This is a genomic window from Methylocystis sp. (genome assembly GCF_051061225.1).
In the GTDB taxonomy this organism is placed as follows: domain Bacteria; phylum Pseudomonadota; class Alphaproteobacteria; order Rhizobiales; family Beijerinckiaceae; genus Methylocystis.
In genome coordinates this window covers 1-17,777 of sequence record NZ_JBPFEB010000099.1, presented here as the reverse complement: position 1 = coordinate 17,777, position 17,777 = coordinate 1, and the positions used below count along the sequence as shown (strand labels likewise).

12 protein-coding genes are annotated in these 17,777 nt (G+C 65.7%); 8 read left to right on the top strand and 4 right to left on the bottom strand.

Annotated features, from left to right (window positions below):
• Window positions 1-130: 130 nt before the first annotated feature.
• The gene (gene ftsH / locus ACR652_RS18055) at window positions 131-1,993 is read left to right on the top strand and encodes an ATP-dependent zinc metalloprotease FtsH (protein WP_434507869.1); all 1,863 of its coding nucleotides are present in this window, start codon (window positions 131-133) and stop codon (window positions 1,991-1,993) included.
• 19 nt (window positions 1,994-2,012) lie between these two features.
• Here the strand turns inward: ftsH and glf are convergent, their stop codons facing one another.
• Together glf and ACR652_RS18045 are read right to left on the bottom strand one after the other, a co-directional pair.
• On the bottom strand, window positions 2,013-3,161 hold the full coding sequence (glf, locus tag ACR652_RS18050; RefSeq protein WP_434507868.1) for a UDP-galactopyranose mutase: 1,149 nt from the start codon (window positions 3,159-3,161) through the stop codon (window positions 2,013-2,015).
• A 210-nt stretch (window positions 3,162-3,371) separates the two neighbouring features.
• Entirely contained in the window at window positions 3,372-3,677 is a 306-nt protein-coding gene (locus ACR652_RS18045; RefSeq protein WP_434507867.1) for a hypothetical protein, read from the bottom strand.
• Here ACR652_RS18045 and ACR652_RS18040 point away from each other — a divergent pair.
• The 4 genes from ACR652_RS18040 to ACR652_RS18025 all read left to right on the top strand — a co-directional run bounded on the left by ACR652_RS18040 (window position 3,664) and on the right by ACR652_RS18025 (window position 12,614).
• Window positions 3,664-8,484 (top strand): beta strand repeat-containing protein, encoded by a 4,821-nt coding sequence (locus ACR652_RS18040; protein WP_434507866.1) that lies wholly within the window; start codon window positions 3,664-3,666, stop codon window positions 8,482-8,484. The two genes, ACR652_RS18045 and ACR652_RS18040, sit on opposite strands and share 14 nt — an antisense overlap.
• A 132-nt stretch (window positions 8,485-8,616) precedes the next feature.
• Complete coding sequence (locus ACR652_RS18035) at window positions 8,617-10,659, top strand: glycosyl transferase (protein WP_434507865.1); 2,043 nt, start codon at window positions 8,617-8,619, stop codon at window positions 10,657-10,659.
• 33 nt (window positions 10,660-10,692) lie between these two features.
• Window positions 10,693-12,078: a hypothetical protein gene (locus tag ACR652_RS18030; RefSeq protein ID WP_434507864.1), complete on the top strand. Its 1,386-nt coding sequence runs from the start codon at window positions 10,693-10,695 to the stop codon at window positions 12,076-12,078.
• Window positions 12,079-12,140: 62 nt separating this feature from the next.
• Entirely contained in the window at window positions 12,141-12,614 is a 474-nt protein-coding gene (locus tag ACR652_RS18025; RefSeq protein ID WP_434507863.1) for a hypothetical protein, read from the top strand.
• A gap of 43 nt (window positions 12,615-12,657) precedes the next feature.
• Here ACR652_RS18025 and glsA read toward each other — a convergent pair whose 3' ends face one another.
• Both glsA and ACR652_RS18015 read right to left on the bottom strand, forming a co-directional pair.
• A complete protein-coding gene (gene glsA, locus ACR652_RS18020; RefSeq protein WP_434507862.1) occupies window positions 12,658-14,466 on the bottom strand; it encodes a glutaminase A in 1,809 nt (602 codons plus the stop codon).
• Between the two features lie 215 nt (window positions 14,467-14,681).
• Entirely contained in the window at window positions 14,682-15,650 is a 969-nt protein-coding gene (locus tag ACR652_RS18015) for a beta-ribofuranosylaminobenzene 5'-phosphate synthase family protein (RefSeq protein ID WP_434507861.1), read from the bottom strand.
• Between the two features lie 113 nt (window positions 15,651-15,763).
• On the opposite strand from ACR652_RS18015, the gene ACR652_RS18010 reads away from it, so the two are divergent.
• From ACR652_RS18010 to folK, 3 genes are read left to right on the top strand one after another with little or no spacing between them, the layout of a single operon-like run.
• Entirely contained in the window at window positions 15,764-16,138 is a 375-nt protein-coding gene (locus tag ACR652_RS18010) for a 4a-hydroxytetrahydrobiopterin dehydratase (RefSeq protein ID WP_434507860.1), read from the top strand.
• Window positions 16,131-16,988 carry a dihydropteroate synthase gene (folP, locus tag ACR652_RS18005; RefSeq protein ID WP_434507859.1) on the top strand — a complete coding sequence of 286 codons (858 nt, stop codon included), beginning with the start codon at window positions 16,131-16,133 and terminating at the stop codon, window positions 16,986-16,988. The genes ACR652_RS18010 and folP overlap by 8 nt, the downstream gene beginning before the upstream one ends.
• A gap of 3 nt (window positions 16,989-16,991) precedes the next feature.
• On the top strand, window positions 16,992-17,471 hold the full coding sequence (folK, locus tag ACR652_RS18000) for a 2-amino-4-hydroxy-6-hydroxymethyldihydropteridine diphosphokinase (RefSeq protein ID WP_434507858.1): 480 nt from the start codon (window positions 16,992-16,994) through the stop codon (window positions 17,469-17,471).
• Window positions 17,472-17,777: the final 306 nt, after the last annotated feature.

Sequence of the window (17,777 nt, the reverse complement as noted above, 5' to 3'; positions counted from 1 at the left end):
TTCGAGCGGCGCTTTTTTTGACCTTTTATAGTTAAGTTAAAGGTATTTGCGCGCTCTGGACCATTCGAGCCGCTTTCTCCACAATCCCCCAAGGCGCAAGAGGCGGCGGAGTTCCTCGGGGGGCCTTTGCATGGATCGTTCGAACAACAAGGACGCAAACGGCAAGAGGGAATGGCGGTTCGACCTCGGCTACTTCCTCGTCGCCGCGATCGCGATTCTGCTCCTTCAACAGCTTTGGGACAGCTACGGCGAGACGAACGTCGTCGCCTACAGCGAATTCTACGACCTCTTGCGGGAGGGAAAGATCGACGACGTCACGGTGGGCGAGAAGGTCGTCCGGGCGACGCTCAAGAAACCGCTTGCCGACGGCAAGAAGCAGGTCGTCGCGGTTCGGGTCGATCCCAATTTCGCGCAGGAGCTCGAGGCGGCGAAGGTCAAATATTCGGGCGCGGTCGAACATGGCTGGGCGAGCACGCTGCTGTCCTGGGTTATCCCGGCGGCGATTTTCTTCTTCATCTGGAGCCTGCTGGCGCGCCGGCTCGGGCAGGGCCTCGGCTCGGTGATGTCGGTTGGCCAGAGCAAGGCCAAGATATTCGTCGAGACGGACATCAAGATCGGCTTCAAGGATGTCGCGGGCGTCGATGAAGCCAAGGAGGAATTGCAGGAAGTCGTGGCCTTTCTGAAAGACCCGGCGACCTATGGCCGGCTGGGCGCGCATGTCCCCAAGGGCATTTTGCTGGTCGGGCCGCCGGGAACCGGCAAGACGCTGCTCGCCCGCGCGGTCGCCGGCGAGGCGGGCGTCCCCTTCTTTTCCATCAATGGCTCCGAATTCGTCGAGATGTTCGTCGGCGTCGGCGCCGCGCGCGTGCGCGATCTGTTCACGCAGGCGCGCGCGGCCGCGCCCTGCATCATCTTCATCGACGAGCTCGACGCGCTGGGCCGCGCCCGCGGCATCTCCGGCCTGAGCGGCGGCCATGACGAGAAGGAGCAGACGCTCAACCAGCTCCTGAGCGAACTCGACGGTTTCGATCCCACGGTCGGCGTCGTGCTGCTCGCCGCGACCAACCGGCCCGAGGTGCTCGATCCCGCCTTGCTGCGCGCCGGCCGCTTCGACCGGCAGATCGCGGTGGATCGCCCCGACAAGAGCGGGCGTCTCGCCATCCTCGACGTGCATCTGCGCAAGATCAAGCTGGCGCCGGATGTGGACCCGGCGAAGATCGCGGCGATGACGCCGGGCTTCACCGGCGCCGACATCGCCAACCTCGTCAATGAAGCGGCGATGCTCGCGACCCGCCGCAAGGCGCAGGCGGTGACCTTCGACGATTTCACGGCGGCGATCGAGCGCATTCTGGCGGGACCGGAAAAGCGCAAGCGCATTCTGAACCCGCAGGAACGGCGCATCGTCGCCTTCCATGAGATGGGTCACGCCATCGTCGCCATGGCGCTGCCCGACGTCGATCCGGTGAAGAAAGTGTCGATCGTTCCGCGCGGCGTCGGCGCCCTCGGCTATACGATGCAGATGCCGACGGAAGACCGCTATCTCATGACGCGGACGGAGCTCACCGACCGCATGACGGTTCTGCTCGGCGGCCGGGCAGCGGAGATGCTCGTGTTCAGCGAAGCCACGACGGGCGCCGCCGACGATCTGCAGCGCGCGACGGAAATGGCGCGCGCAATGGTCACGCGCTATGGCATGGAGCCGGACATCGGGCAGGCGTCCTTCGTCGTCGAGCGTCCGCGCTATCTGGATTTGCAAGGTCTCGGACCGCAGCAGTCGGAGATGAGCGACGAGACCAACGCGCGGATCGACGCGGCGATCAACAGGCTCGTGGAGCAGGCCTTCCTGCGTGCGCGAGACATTCTGAAAAGCTGTTCCGCCTTGCATGTCGACTCGGCCGAGCGGCTCCTCGATCAGGAGACCTTCACGGAAGCCGATCTGGCTCCGCTCTATGCGGCGGTTCGCGAAAGAACCTGCGGCGCGTCTCACGTGTGACGGGGCAGGGTGCGCGACGTCAGCCCGGATCGACGAAGAAGGACGGCGGCGCCGCTCCTGCTGCGATCATCTCCAGCATTTGCTCGGAGGCCGCGAGCGCCTCGGCGATGGCGACGTCCATGTCGAGGTAGCGATAGGATCCCAGCCTGCCGAGGAAGCTCACGCCCGGCGTGCTGCGCGCGAGCGCGATATACTCATTCAGCGTCTTCTGCTCCTTCGCCAGACGAATCGGATAATATGGAACGTCACGCGGCCGGCAGTCGCGGCTGTATTCGCGATAGCAGATCGTTTCGTCGAAACGCTCCTTCTCCCAGGGCGCGAAATGCTTGTGTTCGGTCACGCGCGTGAAGGGGACGTCCGCGTCGCAATAGTTGAGGACGGCGGTTCCCTGAAAATCGCCCCGGCTTCGGAGAACCTGAAACTCCAGCGTGCGATAGTTCAGCCGGCCGAGACGGTAGTTGAAATAGCGATCGATCGGCCCGCTGTAGATCACATGCGCGAAGTCGTCGCCCAGCGATTCGAAGCTTTCTCCGAGCCTCAGCTCCACACGCGGCGCATCCAGGATGGACGCGATCATCTCCGTGTAGCCGTCCCTGGGCATGCCCTGGAAACGGTGTGAAAAATAGCTGTCGTCATAATTGAAGCGCAGCGGCAGGCGCTTGAGAATTGCGGCGGGAAGCTCCGTCGGATCGAGCCCCCATTGTTTGCGCGTGTAGCCCTCGAAGAAGGCTTCGTACAGCTCCCGGCCGATCATGGACAACGCCTGTTCCTCGAAATGGCGCGGGGCCTCCTGCGGGATCGTCTTCGATGCGATGAGCGCCTGCGCTTCGGCGGGGTTCAGCGCCAGGCCGAAGAACTGATTGATTGTCAGCAGATTGACGGGCAGGCTGAACACATGGCCGCGCGCGACCGCCTGCACGCGATGAGCGTAGGGCATCATGGCGCAGAAGCGCTGCACATAGGCCCAGACCTTTTCATCGGAGGTGTGGAAAATGTGCGGCCCATAGAGATGGGTCATGATCCCCGTCTGCGGATCGCGGAGGGTGGCGCAATTCCCGCCGATGCCCCCGCGCTCGTCTACGACCAGGACGTCGTGACCAGCCTCGCCCAACGCACGGGCGACGACGGCGCCGCTCAGGCCCGCTCCGACAATACAATAGCGCGCCAAGTGACGGTCTCCTCTCGGTGTTGATCAGCGCGTGAGAACGCGGCGATAACCAAGGTGGGACGTCAGCCTGTCGCGAAGCTGACCAGATCACTGGCGTGAAAGCGTAATTATAATAAGAGGAGAGGCGCGTAGACAATTGCCGGAACAATTCAAAGCTTAAATCGGCGCGTCACGTCACGTGGAATTTAAAGCTCCATTAAGACGGGCGCTTTAGATCAGACGATACCGACCGCTCTCCAACTGGCGGAAAAGCCCTCGTGTTGGCCGGGCAGATGAGCTGCCCCATTCGGTCTGGCGCCGCCTCGCGGAACATCCCGCAAGGTCGTGAGCCGGATTGCCGATCCGCACGACGATGTCTCCCTTCGTAAGTGATAACTTGGCGTGGCCCGCTTCGCCGCGAAGCTCGTCCTGCGCCAAGCCCGACCAGGCGATTCCTGCCGGCGCGTCCGCAGGCGTCCCATACGACGCAACGAGCAGATAGAGATTCCTCAGGGGCTGGCCAATGACTTCGATCATCGCCTCACTTTCCGCCAAACAGATTGCGCTTCTGTCGACGGACACGATTTCCAAGCTCACGACGAGCGACATTGCGGCGATGCAGACCGCGCAGGTCGCGGCGTTGTCATCGACGCAGTTGAGCGCGATGACGACGGATGACGTGAGCGCCTTCACGACGACGCAATTCTCCGCGCTGGCCGCGAACGCCATCGCGGGGCTCAGCAGCGTACAGATCAGCAATCTGACGACCTCCGAGGTCGCGGCGCTGTCCTCCGCGCAGCTCGCAAAGATCGTCGCCTCCTACATCGACGATTTCACCACCGATCAGGTTGCGGTGCTCTCGACCAATCAGATCGCCGCGCTGTCGTCCACGCAGGCCGCCGCGATCGAAACCGCCGATATCGCCGTGATGACCGGAACGCAGGTCGCGGCTCTGAGCTCCAAGAGCGTCTCCGCGCTCTCGACCGACCAGATCGCAGCCCTGACGACCACTGCCGTCGCGGCGCTGACGACGACGCAGGTCAAGGCGCTGAACTCGGCGCAGGTCGCCGCATTGTCGACAGCGCAGGCCGCCGCCCTCACCACGACGCAGATTTCCGCGCTGTCATCGACGCAGATCGTCGGATTGACGACGGACAGCGTCGCGGCGCTCTCGACCGACCAGACGGCGGCGATCGCCGCCAAGACCCTGTCCGGCATGACGACGGCGCAGATCGTCACGCTGTCCACCGGCCAGGCGGCCGCCCTCACCACCGCGCAGGTGGCCTCCCTCACCGCGGCGCAGGCCGCGGCGCTTGAAACAGCTGATCTCGCGGCGATGTCCACGAGCCAGGTGGCCGCTCTCACCAGCAAGGATGTCGCGGTTCTCACCACTGATCAGATCGTGGCGATGAACACCGCCGATATCGCGGCGCTCTCCAGCACGCAGATCGGCGCGCTCACCACGACGCAGATCGCCGTGCTGTCCACGGATCAGACGGCGGCCTTGACGACGGCGCAAGTCAACTCCCTGTCGTCGAAGCAGATTGGCGCATTAACGACCACGAATGTCGCCGCGCTGTCGACGGCGCAGGTCTCCTCGCTGCGCACCAGCGCCATTTCGGGCCTCACCACGGCCCAGATCGGCGTCATCTCCACGGATCAGGCGGCGGCGCTGACGACCGCGCAGGTCGCCCTGCTGTCGACGTCCCAGGCGGCGGCGCTGACGACCGACGACATCGTCGCATTGTCGACCGCCCAGTTCGGCGCGCTCAATGCGAAGGACGTGGCGGCGCTGCTGTCGTCCCAGGTGGCGGCGATCGAGACGACGGACCTCGCCGCCCTGTCGACGACGCAGATCGCGGCGATGACCTCCTCGCAGCTTGGAAATCTCTCGACCGATCAGGCGGCGGCGCTGACGACGGCGCAGGTCGCCGTGCTGTCCTCGTCGCAGGCGGCGGCGCTGACCACGGACGCGCTTGCGGCCATGTCGACCGCTCAGATCGCGGCGATCAGCGTCAAGACCGTCGCCGGGCTGACCACGGCGCAGGTGGCGGCTCTCACCACCGATCAGGCTGCGTCGCTGACCACCGCGCAGGTCGCGGCGCTGACCACCAAGCAGGCGGCGGCCATCGAGACCGCCGACCTTGCCGCGCTGTCGACCTCGCAGGTCGCCGCGCTCACCAGCAAGGACATTGGCGCGCTGACGACGGATCAGGTGGTCGCCATCGAGACGGCGGATGTCGCCGTGCTCTCGACCGGGCAGATCAGCTCGCTGACCACCGCGCAGGTCGCCGTGCTCTCGACCGATCAGGCGGCGGCGTTGACGACGACTCAGGTCGCGGCCTTCTCCTCGAAGCAGGCCGGCGCCCTCACCACCTCCGACATCGCCGCGCTGTCCACGGATCAGGTCGCGGCGCTGAGCTCCAAGGCCATCGCCGGATTGACCACGGCGCAGGTCGCGAGCTTCTCGACCGATCAGATCGCCGCCATGACGACGGCGCAGATCGGCGCGCTGTCCTCGACGCAGGCCGCCGCGATCGTGACCGCCGACATTGTCGCGCTCTCCACCGCCCAGACCGCCGCCCTGTCGTCCAAGAGCGTCGGAGCGCTGACCACGGACCAGATCGCCGCCATGGAGACGGCCGATCTTGCCGCTTTGTCGACGGGACAGATCGGCGCCCTCTCCACCGCCCAGGTCGGCGCGCTGACGACGGATCAGACGGCGGCGCTGACCACGACGCAGATCGGCGCCTTCTCCTCGAAGCAGGCCGGCGCCCTGACGACCGTCGACATTGGCGCGCTCTCCACCACTCAGGTCGCCTCGCTGAATTCGAAGGCCATCGCGGGTCTGACGACCGCTCAGGTCGCCGCGCTGTCGACGGATCAGGTCGCGGCGCTGACCACGGCGCAGATCGCCTCGCTCTCGACCACGCAGGCCGCCGCCATCGAGACGGCGGACATCGCCGCGCTGTCGACGGACCAGGTCGCGGCGCTCTCGTCCAAGGGCGTGGCCGTGCTGACCACGGACCAGGTCGCCGCGATGGAGACGGCGGACCTCGCCGTAATGACGACGGCGCAGATCGGCGCGATGAACACCGCGCAGATCGCCACGCTCTCCACCGATCAGGCCGCCGTGCTGACGACGGCGCAGATCGGCGTCATGTCCTCCAAGCAGGTTGGAGCGCTGACGACCGCGGATGTGGGGGCGCTCTCGACGACGCAACTGTCGGCCGTGAGCACGGGCGCCGTCGCGGGACTGACGACCGCCCAGATCGCCGTCGTCTCGACCGCCCAGGCCGCCGCCCTGAGCACGGCGCAGATCGGCGCGCTCTCTTCTGCGCAGATTGGCGCGCTGTCCACGGATAGCGTCGCGGCGCTGTCGACCGCTCAGATCGCCGCCATCTCGTCCAAGGCGTTCTCGGCGCTGACGACGGATCAGATCGTCTCGATCACCACTGATCAGGTCGCGGCGCTGACGACAGGCCAGATCGCCTCGATGACGACGGCTCAGGCCGCCGCGATCGAGACCGCCGATCTCGCGGTCGTCTCGACGAGCCAGATCGGCGCGCTGTCGACCAAGGATCTCGCGGCCCTCTCGGCCATGCAGGTCCTCGCGCTGGCGACCGCCGACGCGGCGGCGCTCTCGACCTCGCAGATCGCCGCCCTGAAGACAGATCAGGTCGCCGCGCTGTCCACCGATCAGGTGGCCGTGCTGTCGACGGGCCAGATCGCCACGCTGTCGTCGACGCAGCTTGCCGCGGTGACGACCACCGATCTCGCGGCGATGTCGACCACGCAGGTCGCCTCGCTCAGCACCAAGGCGCTTGCCGGCCTGACAAGCGATCAGGTCGTCACCCTGTCGACGGATCAGGCGGCGGCGCTGACCACCGCGCAGGTCGCGGCGTTGAGCTCGGCCCAGACGGCCGCCATCGAGACGACCGATCTCGCGGCGCTCTCCACCGGCCAGATCGCATCCTTCTCGTCGAAGAGCGTCGCGGCGCTGACGACGGATCAGATCGGCGCGCTCACGACCACGGAAGTGGCGGCGCTCACGACGGGTCAGGTCGCGGCGCTGACGACGACGCAGATCGCGACGCTCTCGACAGCGCAGGCCGCGGCGCTGACGACGGCGCAAGTCGGCGCGCTCGCCTCCTCACAGATCGGGAAGCTGACGACGGACGCCGTCGCGGCCCTGTCCACGGACCAAGTCGCCGCCGTGAAGGTCGCCTCCCTGCCGGGACTGTCCACGGAGCAGATCGACGCGCTGTCGACCGGACAGTCGGCCGCGCTGACGACCTCGCAGGTGGCGGCCCTGTCCTCGCTTCAGGCGGGCGCGCTGGGAACCGACGAACTCGCCGCGCTCTCGACGGGCCAGGTCGCGGCGCTCAGCTCCAAGGCGATCCCGGGCCTGACCACCGGCCAGATCGCCGCCCTGACCACCGATCAGGCGGCCGCGCTGTCGACCACGCAGCTCGCCACACTGTCGACGGGCCAGGCCGCCTCGATCGAGACGGGGGACCTTGCGGTGCTGTCCACGGCGCAGATCGGCGCCCTGACCACGGCCTCCGTCGCGGCCTTCTCGACCGATCAGGTCGCCGCGCTGACGACGGTGGAAGTGGCCGCGCTGAGCACGCGCCAGATCGGCGCGCTGACGACGGAGCAGCTTGCGGTTCTGTCGACGGATCAGGCGGCGGCGCTGACGACCGCGCAGGTGGCGGTCCTGTCCTCGAAACAGGCCGGCGCGCTCTCCACCGCCGACGTCGCGGCTTTGGCGACGGACCAGATCGCGGCGCTGAGTTCGGGCGCCGTCTCAGGGCTGACGACGGACCAGGTCGGCGTGCTCTCAACCGGCCAGGCGGCGGCGCTGACGACAGGCCAGATCGCCGTGCTGTCCACGGCGCAGACGAAAGCGCTGACCACGGACGACGTGGCCGCTCTGACGACCGCGCAGTTCGCCGCCTTCACTACGACGGACATCGCGGCGTTGACGACCGCGCAGATCGCCGCCGCGACCACGGATCAGGTGGTGGCGCTGACGACCGCGCAGGCGGCTGCGCTGACCTCCGATCAGATCGCCGCCTTCTCGACGGCCCAGTCCGCCGCGCTGGAGACGAGCGACATCGCCGCGCTGTCCTCCACCCAGATCGGCGCGCTGGAGACGGACGACTTCGCGGCGCTGACCTCGACCCAGCTCGGCGCGATCAGCACCTCGGGACTGGGCGGTCTGGCGACCGACGACATCGGCGCCTTAAGCACCACGCAAGCTGACGGGTTTACCTCGACCCAGTTGCAGGCGCTCAACGCCGACATCCTGAACGCGCTGTTCAAGCTCTACAACGGCTGACCGCGTCCATGAGAAGCCGCGCCGGACACGTCCGGCGGCGGCGACCACAGCCAATCGCCGCGTCGGCCAGCAGCCGGCGCGGCGTTCGAGTCGAGCGTCGCGTCGTCTTCCCCCATGACAAAGGGATACAGAATGCTTGCGCCCGCTACGTCTCCGGAAGCCATCGCGACGTCGTTCCGGCAGGAGGCCGAGAAGGCGCGCTCGGGCCAGTTGACGCTCGCGGGTCTCTTCAGCGCCGCCGAGGCGTTCTCCTCCGCCAATCAGCTCCGGCTCGCCGCCGAACTCTATCGCAACTGGATCGCCTTCAACGCGAACGATCCACTCGCGCACATGGCCTATTTCAATCTCTCCGTGCTGTTGCGCCGTCTGGATGATTTTCCCGGCGCCATCAACGCGCTCGCCGAATGCGCCCGTCTCAAGCCGGATTTTCATCAGGCGCGCATCAATCTGGGGCGCGTGTTCGAGGACGCCGGCCATCTCCCGCGCGCGCTGGAGCAATGGAATCTGGCCATCGCGGGCCTCGGCGGCGTCAGCGGCGAAACGCAGAAACTGAAACTGCTCGCGCTTCAGCAGACGGGTCGCGTCCTCGAAGCGGCGGAGCGGTTCGAAGCGGCGGAAGGCGTGCTCAAGCAGGCGATCGAGCTTCGGCCCGATCTCACCGAATCCGCGCAGCACTGGATCGCGTTGCGGCAACGCCAATGCAAGTGGCCGGTCCTGACGCCGTCAGACCATGTCACGCGCCGCCAACTCCTCGACAGCATGTCGCCGATCTCGCTGGCGCTGCACGCCGACGACCCGATGTTTCAGCTCGCCAAGGCATGGCGCTATAATCGCAATCTCGTCGGACGCCCCGCCCTCCGGCCGCTTCACACTGACAGGAAGGCGCGCGATCCCACGCAAAGACTGCGCATCGGCTATGTCTCCTCCGATCTGCGTGAACATGCGGTGGGCTTCGCGCTGGTGGAAATCTTCGAGCTGCACGACAGATCGAAATTCGAGCTCTTTGCCTATTATTTCGGAGAGGATCGTCCGGCGGACGCGACGCAGGCGCGTTTCAGGGTCGCCGTCGACCACTGGACCGATATCTCCGCGCTCGATGACGATCGGGCGGCGCTGGAGATCGCCGAGGACCAGATCGACATTCTCGTCGATCTCAACGGCTATACGAAGAATGCGCGGGCGGGCGTCTTCGCGCGCCGGCCCGCGCCGGTGATCGTGAACTGGTGCGGCTATCCCGGCACGATGGGCAGCCCCTATCATCACTATCTGATCGCCGACGCAAACATCATCCCGCCGGACAGCGAGATCTTCTATTCCGAGAAAGTCATGCGGCTTGCCTGCAATCAGCCGCTCGACCGCAAGCGCCAGATCGATCACGGCGCGTTGACGCGCGCGGACGAGAGCCTGCCCGAGGACGCTTTTGTCTTCTGCTGTCTCAATGGCATGCAGAAAATCACGCGTGAGATGTTCCTGCTGTGGATGCGCATCCTGCGCGAGACGCCGGGATCGGTGCTGTGGCTGCTCGCCGGGTCGCAGGATGTCGACGACAGGCTGCGCAAACTCGCGCCCGCGCATGGGGTCGCGGCGGAGCGCATTCTCTTCGCGCAGAAGCGTCCGAATGCGCTGCATCTCGCCCGCATGTCGCTCGCCGATCTCTTTCTCGACACCTTCCCCTATGGCGCGCATTCGACGGCGGCGGACGCGCTGACGGCGGGCGTGCCGGTGCTGACGCGGCCGGGACGCAGTTTCGCCTCGCGCTTTTGCGCCAGCGTCGTGCGCGCCGCTGGGCTCGACGATCTCGTCTGCGACAGTTTCGAGGATTATGCGCGCAAGGCGGTCGCGCTCGGGACCGATCCCCAGCGCGCGCGGCATTATCGCCGCAAGCTGGCTCTGGAACGCGAAAGCAGCGTGCTGCGCGACATGAACGCCACGACGCGGCGGCTGGAAGAGCTTTATCTGGACATGCAGGCGGCCCGCGAAGCCGGCGGCCTGCCGGTTCCCGACCTCGCCAATCTCGAAGTCTATTACGAAATCGGCGCCGAGCTCGACGCCGAACGCGCAAATCATGCGGACGATGGGGGATATTTCGCGACCTATCAGGCGAAGCTCGCGGACTGGAATCGTCACGCGCCGCTCGCGCCGGATTCGCGCCTCTGGCGCCGGCGCGTTCCTTAAGACCTCTCGATTCTTTTCACCAAGGACAGACGGATGCTCACTCCTTCCGCCGCACGCCGGCCGCGCACCATCCTCCTGACGTTCGCGGGCCGCCGCGACCGGATGACGCTTTTGACGACTTATGTCGAACGCGCCATCGAGCTCGGCCTCATCGACGAATGGCACATCTGGGATTTCACACGAACGCCGGCGGATCGTGCGTGGCTGCGCCAGAGATTTCCGGTGGCGCAGGCGACGCCGAGCAATTCCTTCGACTATTTTTCATACCCACGTCCGCTCGCGCTGGGAGAGAAGCGGACGGGATTGCGCTTCTCGGTCGCGGCGCGCAGCGACGTGCATCTCGGTTTGCGCCGGGTCGACGGCGAAGGCCCGAGTTACGAAATCATCATCGGCGGCTGGAGCAATCAGGCGAGCGCGCTGCGGGTCTTCGACGACGCCGGGTCGCTGATCGACGTTGCGGCGCGTGATCCGCTGCGTCAGCCGCTCGTCGTCTCGGCGACGCCGGACATCATGCCGGAATTCGGTTTCGCGGGCGTCGAAGTCGACTTCAGCGTGGATGAGGTCAAAGTCTTCGTGCAGGGACGGGAGGCGCTGCTTGCGCCGCTGCGCATCCCGCCGGGGCGCTATGAGTTGCTCTATCGCACAGGCTACGGGACCAATGGCGAGTGGCTGTTCTCCGACACGGAAGAGGCCCCGGCGCGGCTTTTCGTCAGGGGTCCGACGACGGATTACCCTCCCGGCGCGATGTTCTACACCAGCGCCTATCAATACTATGGCGCCAATCTCGATCGCTACCGTGACGACATCTTTCTCAAATGCGACGACGACATCGTCTTCTTCGATCTCGCGCGGCTGGCGGAATTCGTCGATTTCCGGCGCCGCAACACCGGCTATTTTCTCCTGAGCGCCAATGTCGTCAACAATGGCGTCTGCGCCTATTTCCAGCAGGCGAGCGGCGCCATCCCTGCGGGCTTCGACAATTTCGAAATGCCGAAGGGCGGCATGTGCGGGTCGCTCTGGGCGAGCGGGGCGAAAGCACAGCGGCTTCATGAGCTGTTCCTGAAGAACCCCGCCGCCTTCCGGGAGGCAGCGCGCGCGCCGATTTGCTGGCTCGAGAGGCTCAGCATCAATTTCATTTCCTGGCTCGGGGCCGATCTCGTTCATATTCCAGACATCATGGCGGACGACGAGCACGACCTCTGTTACGGCGTGCGCAAGCGCGCGAAGAAAGTCAACGCCATCTATCCACGTTTCCTGGCGTCGCATCTCTCCTTCTGGAAGCAGGACGCGGATATGGATGTCGATCGGATTCTCGCGGGCTATCGCGCGCTGGCGGATCGCGAGCTTCACGCCGCGCCCTCCCTGCGCCCGGATTTTCCGAAGGCTGATGAGGGCGCGCTGATATCTTTGAGCGCCTGAGCGAAACCTATGGCCGCGACTCGCGTTAAGGCGCCAGGTGCTGAAAAGCGCAGGAGCGAGTCATGATGAAGCTGCCTGAACTGAACCGGCATATCGTGGGCGTATCGGCCCTCGCATTGGCGATCCTTGGTCTCGGCTATGCCGCAAATGTGATGAGTGTGAATTACAATCGGCCTGTTGCGCAACTCGAAAGCAGCCAGGTTCGCGTCAGCGAGGCTGACAACGGCATGCCGTCGAACTTCCTGAACATGCTGAGTCGCATTCCGCCGAACGTTTACGGCCGGGCTTCTTCTGGCGACGAGCAAGCCGCGAAGCCGCAGGAGCGCGCGGCTGTGTCGCCGCAGGGTGGGTCGGAAAGCTCGTTCTTCTCGGAAGCGAAGAAATGGACCGAGCAGGATTGGCGCGCCGCCGCCGATGCGGTGGCCAATCTGAAGTCGAGCCGCGGCCAGCAGGCTCAAAATTATGACATGTCCGGAATCGTCTGGGCGCCACCCGAGGAAATCGCGAGCAAGAACGGGGCAGGCGCCACACGCTGAAGGCCGCAATGATCGCCCGGCGCATGCCGCGCCGGGCTTTCGCTCAATAGTTGCTGAGCACTTCGACTTTCGAATTGGCGAGAACGAGTCTGCCAGCGAGCAGTTTGGCCAGATTGGCCATGATGCGCTCGGCGCTGCGTGGGTGCGCGCTTCGGAACTGGCCGTAGGCCGTGAGCGGCAACTCCAGGCAGTGCACGGTGGTGTCGGCCCAGACGTCCGCCGAGCGCTCGCTCTCCAGCAGCGACATCTCGCCGAAAACCATGCCGGGGATCAGCGAGGCGAGCCGCGCGCCGCCGGAAAGCTTGATGCTGACCACGCCCTTTTGCAGGAAGAACAGCGCGTCGGCCTTGTCGGCGGCGCGTATGATCCGCTCACCCGCCTTGAAGCTCCTCTCGCGACCAAGAGCCGCGATCTCGTCGAGCTCGGCGGACGTGAGGCCCGCGAGCAGGGCCTGCTCGCTCAGATGGCTGGTCGAGCCATGGTGATCGAATCCGCTGTAGCGGAAGACGACCTGATCCTCCGCCCATTCGATGGCGTCGTCGAGGAGCTGGAAATGCCGCACATTCGGAGACTTCTCGGCCCACGCCGCGACCGAGGGCCAGAGCGGAGAGGATTTGTCGAAGCCGGAAAAGATCACGATCACGCTCTTTCTCGTGAAGCTTTCGATGATCCTGTCCGCGAGAAGGCCGGCGCCGAGCGAAATGCTCGGCGTGCGGCGCAGGTCGATGACGACGAATTTCGCGCCGTCGTCCTGCGCCAGCCGGCGGGAAACGAAGTCCATGGTCGCAAAGGAGAGCGCGCCGACAAGTTCGAGAATGCGAATTTCCCCGCTGCGCTCTTCGAGCACCTTGAGTTCGCTCACCATGCGGTTGCGCCGGGAGGACAGGCCGGTCGCGTTGTAATCGGCGATGACGCAGGTGCGGATGTCGTCGCTGCGATTGAGAACATGCAGACCGAAATGCGCAGACAGGGCTTCGCAGACTTTCAGCCCGCGCGCGCTGTTGCCATGGTCGTCGAGGCGCGGCGAAAATGTGCCGAGACCGAGTTGAGCCGGAAGCGACGCGATGATCCCGCCGCCGACTCCGCTCTTTGCCGGAATGCCGACGCGATAGACCCATTCGCCGGCGTAATCATACATGCCCGAACTCGTCATCACCGACAGCGTGCGCGCGACCGCATAAGGCGAAATGATCTGCGCTTCGGTCACCGGATTGCGTCCGCCATTGGCGAGCGTCGCCGCCATCACCGCGAGATCGCGCGCCGTCACCAGAATGGCGCATTGACGGAAGTAAACGTCCAGCGCGCTGTCGACGTCACATTTGAGAACATCGTAATTGTGCAGAAGCCAGGCGATGGCCCTGTTCCGGTCGCCCGTGGCCCGCTCCGAGAGATAGACCGCGTCGTCGATGTCGAGCCTTCTGCCGGCGAAGCGGCTGAGCGTCTCGTGAATCAGCTCGAAGGCGCCATCCCTCTCGACCTCGTGAATGAGGCCCGAGCAGGCGATGGCGCCCGCGTTGACCATCGGGTTGAAGGGTCGGTTGTCATGGGTGAGGCGGATGGAGTTGAACGCCTCGCCGCTGGGCTCGACGCCGATCACCTTCTCGACCCGGTCATGCCCGAGCCGCTCCAGCGCCAGCGCGAAAACAAACGCCTTGGAAATGGACTGGATGGTGAAAGGAACCGCGCTGTCGCCAACCTCGTAAACATGGCCGTCCATCGTCGCGAGGCTGATTCCGAAGTGCGCGGGATCGGCTTTGGTCAGCTCCGGAATGTAATCGGCCACGGCGCCCGAGTCGTCGCCGTGGAAAGACGCATGGCATTGTTCGAGAAATTCATTCAAAGGGGATGGCATATGCTCTCCGGAGTTTGCAGCCGCCGGTTGAGCAACTTCAGGGCCAGCTTCTCCATAGCTGTAGAGCGCTTAGGCTATCTGTCTGATCGCGCCCGCGTTTTGGCGGGGGCGGTTTCAAGCGGCGCGGGACGGGCCGGACGCGCGCCGCGCCTCCCGCCGGGCGCCGGGCCCAGCCGGACGGTCGCCTGTCGATTGGGCGCCTTATTGCTGAGTTTTTAGGCAATGTGCGCGTAGACGGCGTCGATCTTCGCCCCGCGGTTGAGCCCTTTGTGGATGGATATCTCCAGTCCATCGGCGCGGGCCTCGGGCGCGACGCGGGCGATCAGCGCCCGCGCGGCGGCTTCGCTCTCGACGAAGACAAAGCCGGTCGGCCCCCAGGAGGTTTGCCCGCCGCCGGTCGCGCCCTCCCGCGTCAGTTTCGCCACGGCGGCTTCCACCCTGGCGCTGGTGAACCGCCGGCCCCCCTGCCGGGGGGCGAAATAGTCGCCGACGACTTCCTGAATGCGCGCGACGGCGGCGCCAAAGGGCGCGAGCGCCTGTTCGGCGAGAGCCGGCAGAGCCTGCATCAGCACGAGGCGGCACAATTCGCCGCTTTCCTGCGCGCTCGAAGGGGGCAGGGCGACGAAAGCGTCGCGCTCATCCTCCCCATGCAGCCCGACGGCGGCCGGGTCGGAGATCAGCAGCACGCGCCACGCCTCGGGAAATTCCGCGCGGGCGACCACCGGCGGCGTTTGCGTCAGGGGTCCGCGCCCGCCGTCGACCACAAGTCCGCCGGTGACGAAGAGCCCCGCGCCCAGCCCGGAACGGGCGCCGCGCGACATCAGCGCCGCGTCGGCGGCGGCGTCATTCGGCAGATCCTCGAGCCGACGGACGGCCGCCGCCACGGCCAGGGCGAGCTGCGTGCCCGAGCCGAACCCCGAGTGGGCGGGAATGGCTTCGTGAAGGGTGAGACAATGCGCGGCTCCGGGCGCGAGCGCCGCCTGCGCGCGGGCCAGAAGCTGCGCGGCCCGGGTCTCTTCCGGCCCCTCGACCTGCGTTTCCGCCGCACGCGTGAGCGTCAGCCGGGTCGCGGGAGCGTCGAGAGACAGGCCGAGGCCTCCGAACTTGCGCCCCAGCCCGCCATTCATGTCGAGAAAACCGAGATGCAGCCGCGCCGTCGCCGTGACGCTCACTTGTGCCGACATGTCGCTCCCTGTCCGTCGATCGCGCAAGACTTCACGCTCGTTTAGGCTATATCTGCCTCAGGCGAAAGAAGTCGCGTCGCCGCCCGAAGCCGCGCGTAGACGGGGAGCAAAAAATGAGCAGGGAAGAAAAGGCTTTGCCGGAGAACGAGGTGGTCGAGCGCCTCGGCCGCGAGCTGCCGCACTGGCGCTATGAAAACGGTTGGATTCGCCGCAAATACAAGACGCATAGCTGGAAGGGCACATTGATGGTGATCAATACGGTCGGCCATCTGGCCGAGGCGGCCTGGCATCACCCCGACATCGCCGCCTCCTACGCCTGGGTCGAGGTCAAGCTGATGACCCACACGGCGAAAGGCATCACCGACAAGGACTTCGAACTGGCGCGCAAGATCGAGGAGGTCGTCTGCTGGCGGCCGGGCCAGGAGGGCGGCGCGCTCGAGGGCGTGCCGGAGACGGATCAGCGCTTCGCCTACATCAAATATGACTGAGCTTCTGTTTGACCGGGCGGCCATCGCAGCCGCCCGGGACCGGTTCCTTGCGCCGATTGGCCAGCGCCCGGTGATCATGGGCATTGTCAACGTGACGCCCGACTCCTTTTCGGACGGCGGCCTCTTCATCTCGGCGGACGCCGCGCTCGCCCAGGCCCGGAAGCTCGCCGCGGAGGGAGCCGACATCGTCGACATCGGCGCCGAATCGACCCGCCCCGGGCATACGCCCGTGCCAGCGGACGAAGAATGGGCGCGGCTCGAGCCGCTGCTCGCCACTCTGGTGCGGGAGGCGGGCGTTCCGGTGTCGATCGACACTTATAAGGCGATCACCGCGCGCCGGGCGCTGTCCGTGGGCGTCGCGGTAGTGAACGACGTCTGGGGGCTTCAGCGCGACTCCGACATGGCTCACGCGGTCGCCGAATCCGGGGCTGGCGTGGTCGTGATGCACAATCGCGAGGCGGCGGACGCCGAGATCGACATTGTCGCGGACATGCTGCGCTTCTTCGAGCGCTCGCTGGACATCGCCCGGCGCGCCGGGGTGCGCGAGGCTCATATTACCTTGGACCCGGGGATCGGATTCGGAAAGACCCGCCAGCAGAATTACGACGCCCTGCGGGCAACGCCGAGGCTTCTGGCGCTGGGCTGTCCGGTGCTGATCGGCGTCTCGCGCAAGTCCATCTTCAAGGGTCTGCCGGACGGGCGGATCGAAGCCCGAATCGTGGGCACGCTCGCGGCCAACCTCCTGACAGCCGCGTCCGGCGCCGGGATTTTCCGCGTCCACGACGTCGCGGAGCACCGCGCGGCTTTCGAGGTTTTTGCGGCATTGGGCGGCGGGACGGCGAAAGGGTGAGCCATGCGGGTGGGGTTCGGTCTGGGAAGCAATATCGGCGACAAGCCGGAAAATATCCGTAAAGCGTTGAAACTGCTGGAAGAGCGCGGCATTGCGCGGCTGACCGCGACCTCGCGCGTTTATCGCACGCCGCCCTGGGGCGTGCTGGATCAGGGCGACTTCGCCAACGCCTGCGCCATCGGCGAGACCAGCCTGTCGCCTTACGAACTGCTGGCGGCGGTCAAGAAGATCGAGGCCGACATGGGCCGCGAGCCAACGCGGCGCTGGGGGCCGCGGCTCATCGATGTCGACATCCTGTTCCTGGGCGATCACACGCTCGACGACCCGGAGCTGACGCTGCCGCATAAAGAGCTTTTCGGGCGCGGCTTTGTGCTCCTGCCGCTGGTGGAGATCGCGCCGGGGCTCGTGCTCGACGGCGCGCCCATCGCGCAGGCGCTCGCGGCGGTCGACTGCGAGGGCGTGAGACCCTGGACGGACGGTTAATCCGCCTACCCCCGATGGCTGGTGTTACCGCATTGCAACAAATTGATGCGGCCCCTGTCTCCGACATGTCTCCAAATCACTCAAAACACCGCAGAATTTGGTCATATTGCGGTGTCTAAGAGAATCTTCCAAACAGCGTCTCGAGCCAAAAACAGGTAGCCAAAAACCTATCCACTGGGGTTGTTCTTACTATTCGATAGACAGTTTTTTGCTATCCCAAGGGATATTGTCATTATGGTGGTGAGGGGGAATGGTTGGGCCACGCTAAACGGGGTCTCCTGGGATGGTCCGGGAGGGCTGGCTGGG

Bases quoted from the DNA above. Each gene is read 5' to 3' on its own strand.
- ACR652_RS18015 (WP_434507861.1), bottom strand. From the start codon at position 15,650: ATGTCGGCACAAGTGAGCGTCACGGCGACGGCGCGGCTGCATCTCGGT.
- ACR652_RS18030 (WP_434507864.1), top strand. From the start codon at position 10,693: ATGCTCACTCCTTCCGCCGCACGCCGGCCGCGCACCATCCTCCTGACG.
- ACR652_RS18040 (WP_434507866.1), top strand. From the start codon at position 3,664: ATGACTTCGATCATCGCCTCACTTTCCGCCAAACAGATTGCGCTTCTG.
- glsA (WP_434507862.1), bottom strand. From the start codon at position 14,466: ATGCCATCCCCTTTGAATGAATTTCTCGAACAATGCCATGCGTCTTTC.
- ACR652_RS18045 (WP_434507867.1), bottom strand. From the start codon at position 3,677: ATGATCGAAGTCATTGGCCAGCCCCTGAGGAATCTCTATCTGCTCGTT.
- ACR652_RS18025 (WP_434507863.1), top strand. From the start codon at position 12,141: ATGATGAAGCTGCCTGAACTGAACCGGCATATCGTGGGCGTATCGGCC.
- ACR652_RS18035 (WP_434507865.1), top strand. From the start codon at position 8,617: ATGCTTGCGCCCGCTACGTCTCCGGAAGCCATCGCGACGTCGTTCCGG.
- folP (WP_434507859.1), top strand. From the start codon at position 16,131: ATGACTGAGCTTCTGTTTGACCGGGCGGCCATCGCAGCCGCCCGGGAC.
- folK (WP_434507858.1), top strand. From the start codon at position 16,992: ATGCGGGTGGGGTTCGGTCTGGGAAGCAATATCGGCGACAAGCCGGAA.
- ACR652_RS18010 (WP_434507860.1), top strand. From the start codon at position 15,764: ATGAGCAGGGAAGAAAAGGCTTTGCCGGAGAACGAGGTGGTCGAGCGC.
- ftsH (WP_434507869.1), top strand. From the start codon at position 131: ATGGATCGTTCGAACAACAAGGACGCAAACGGCAAGAGGGAATGGCGG.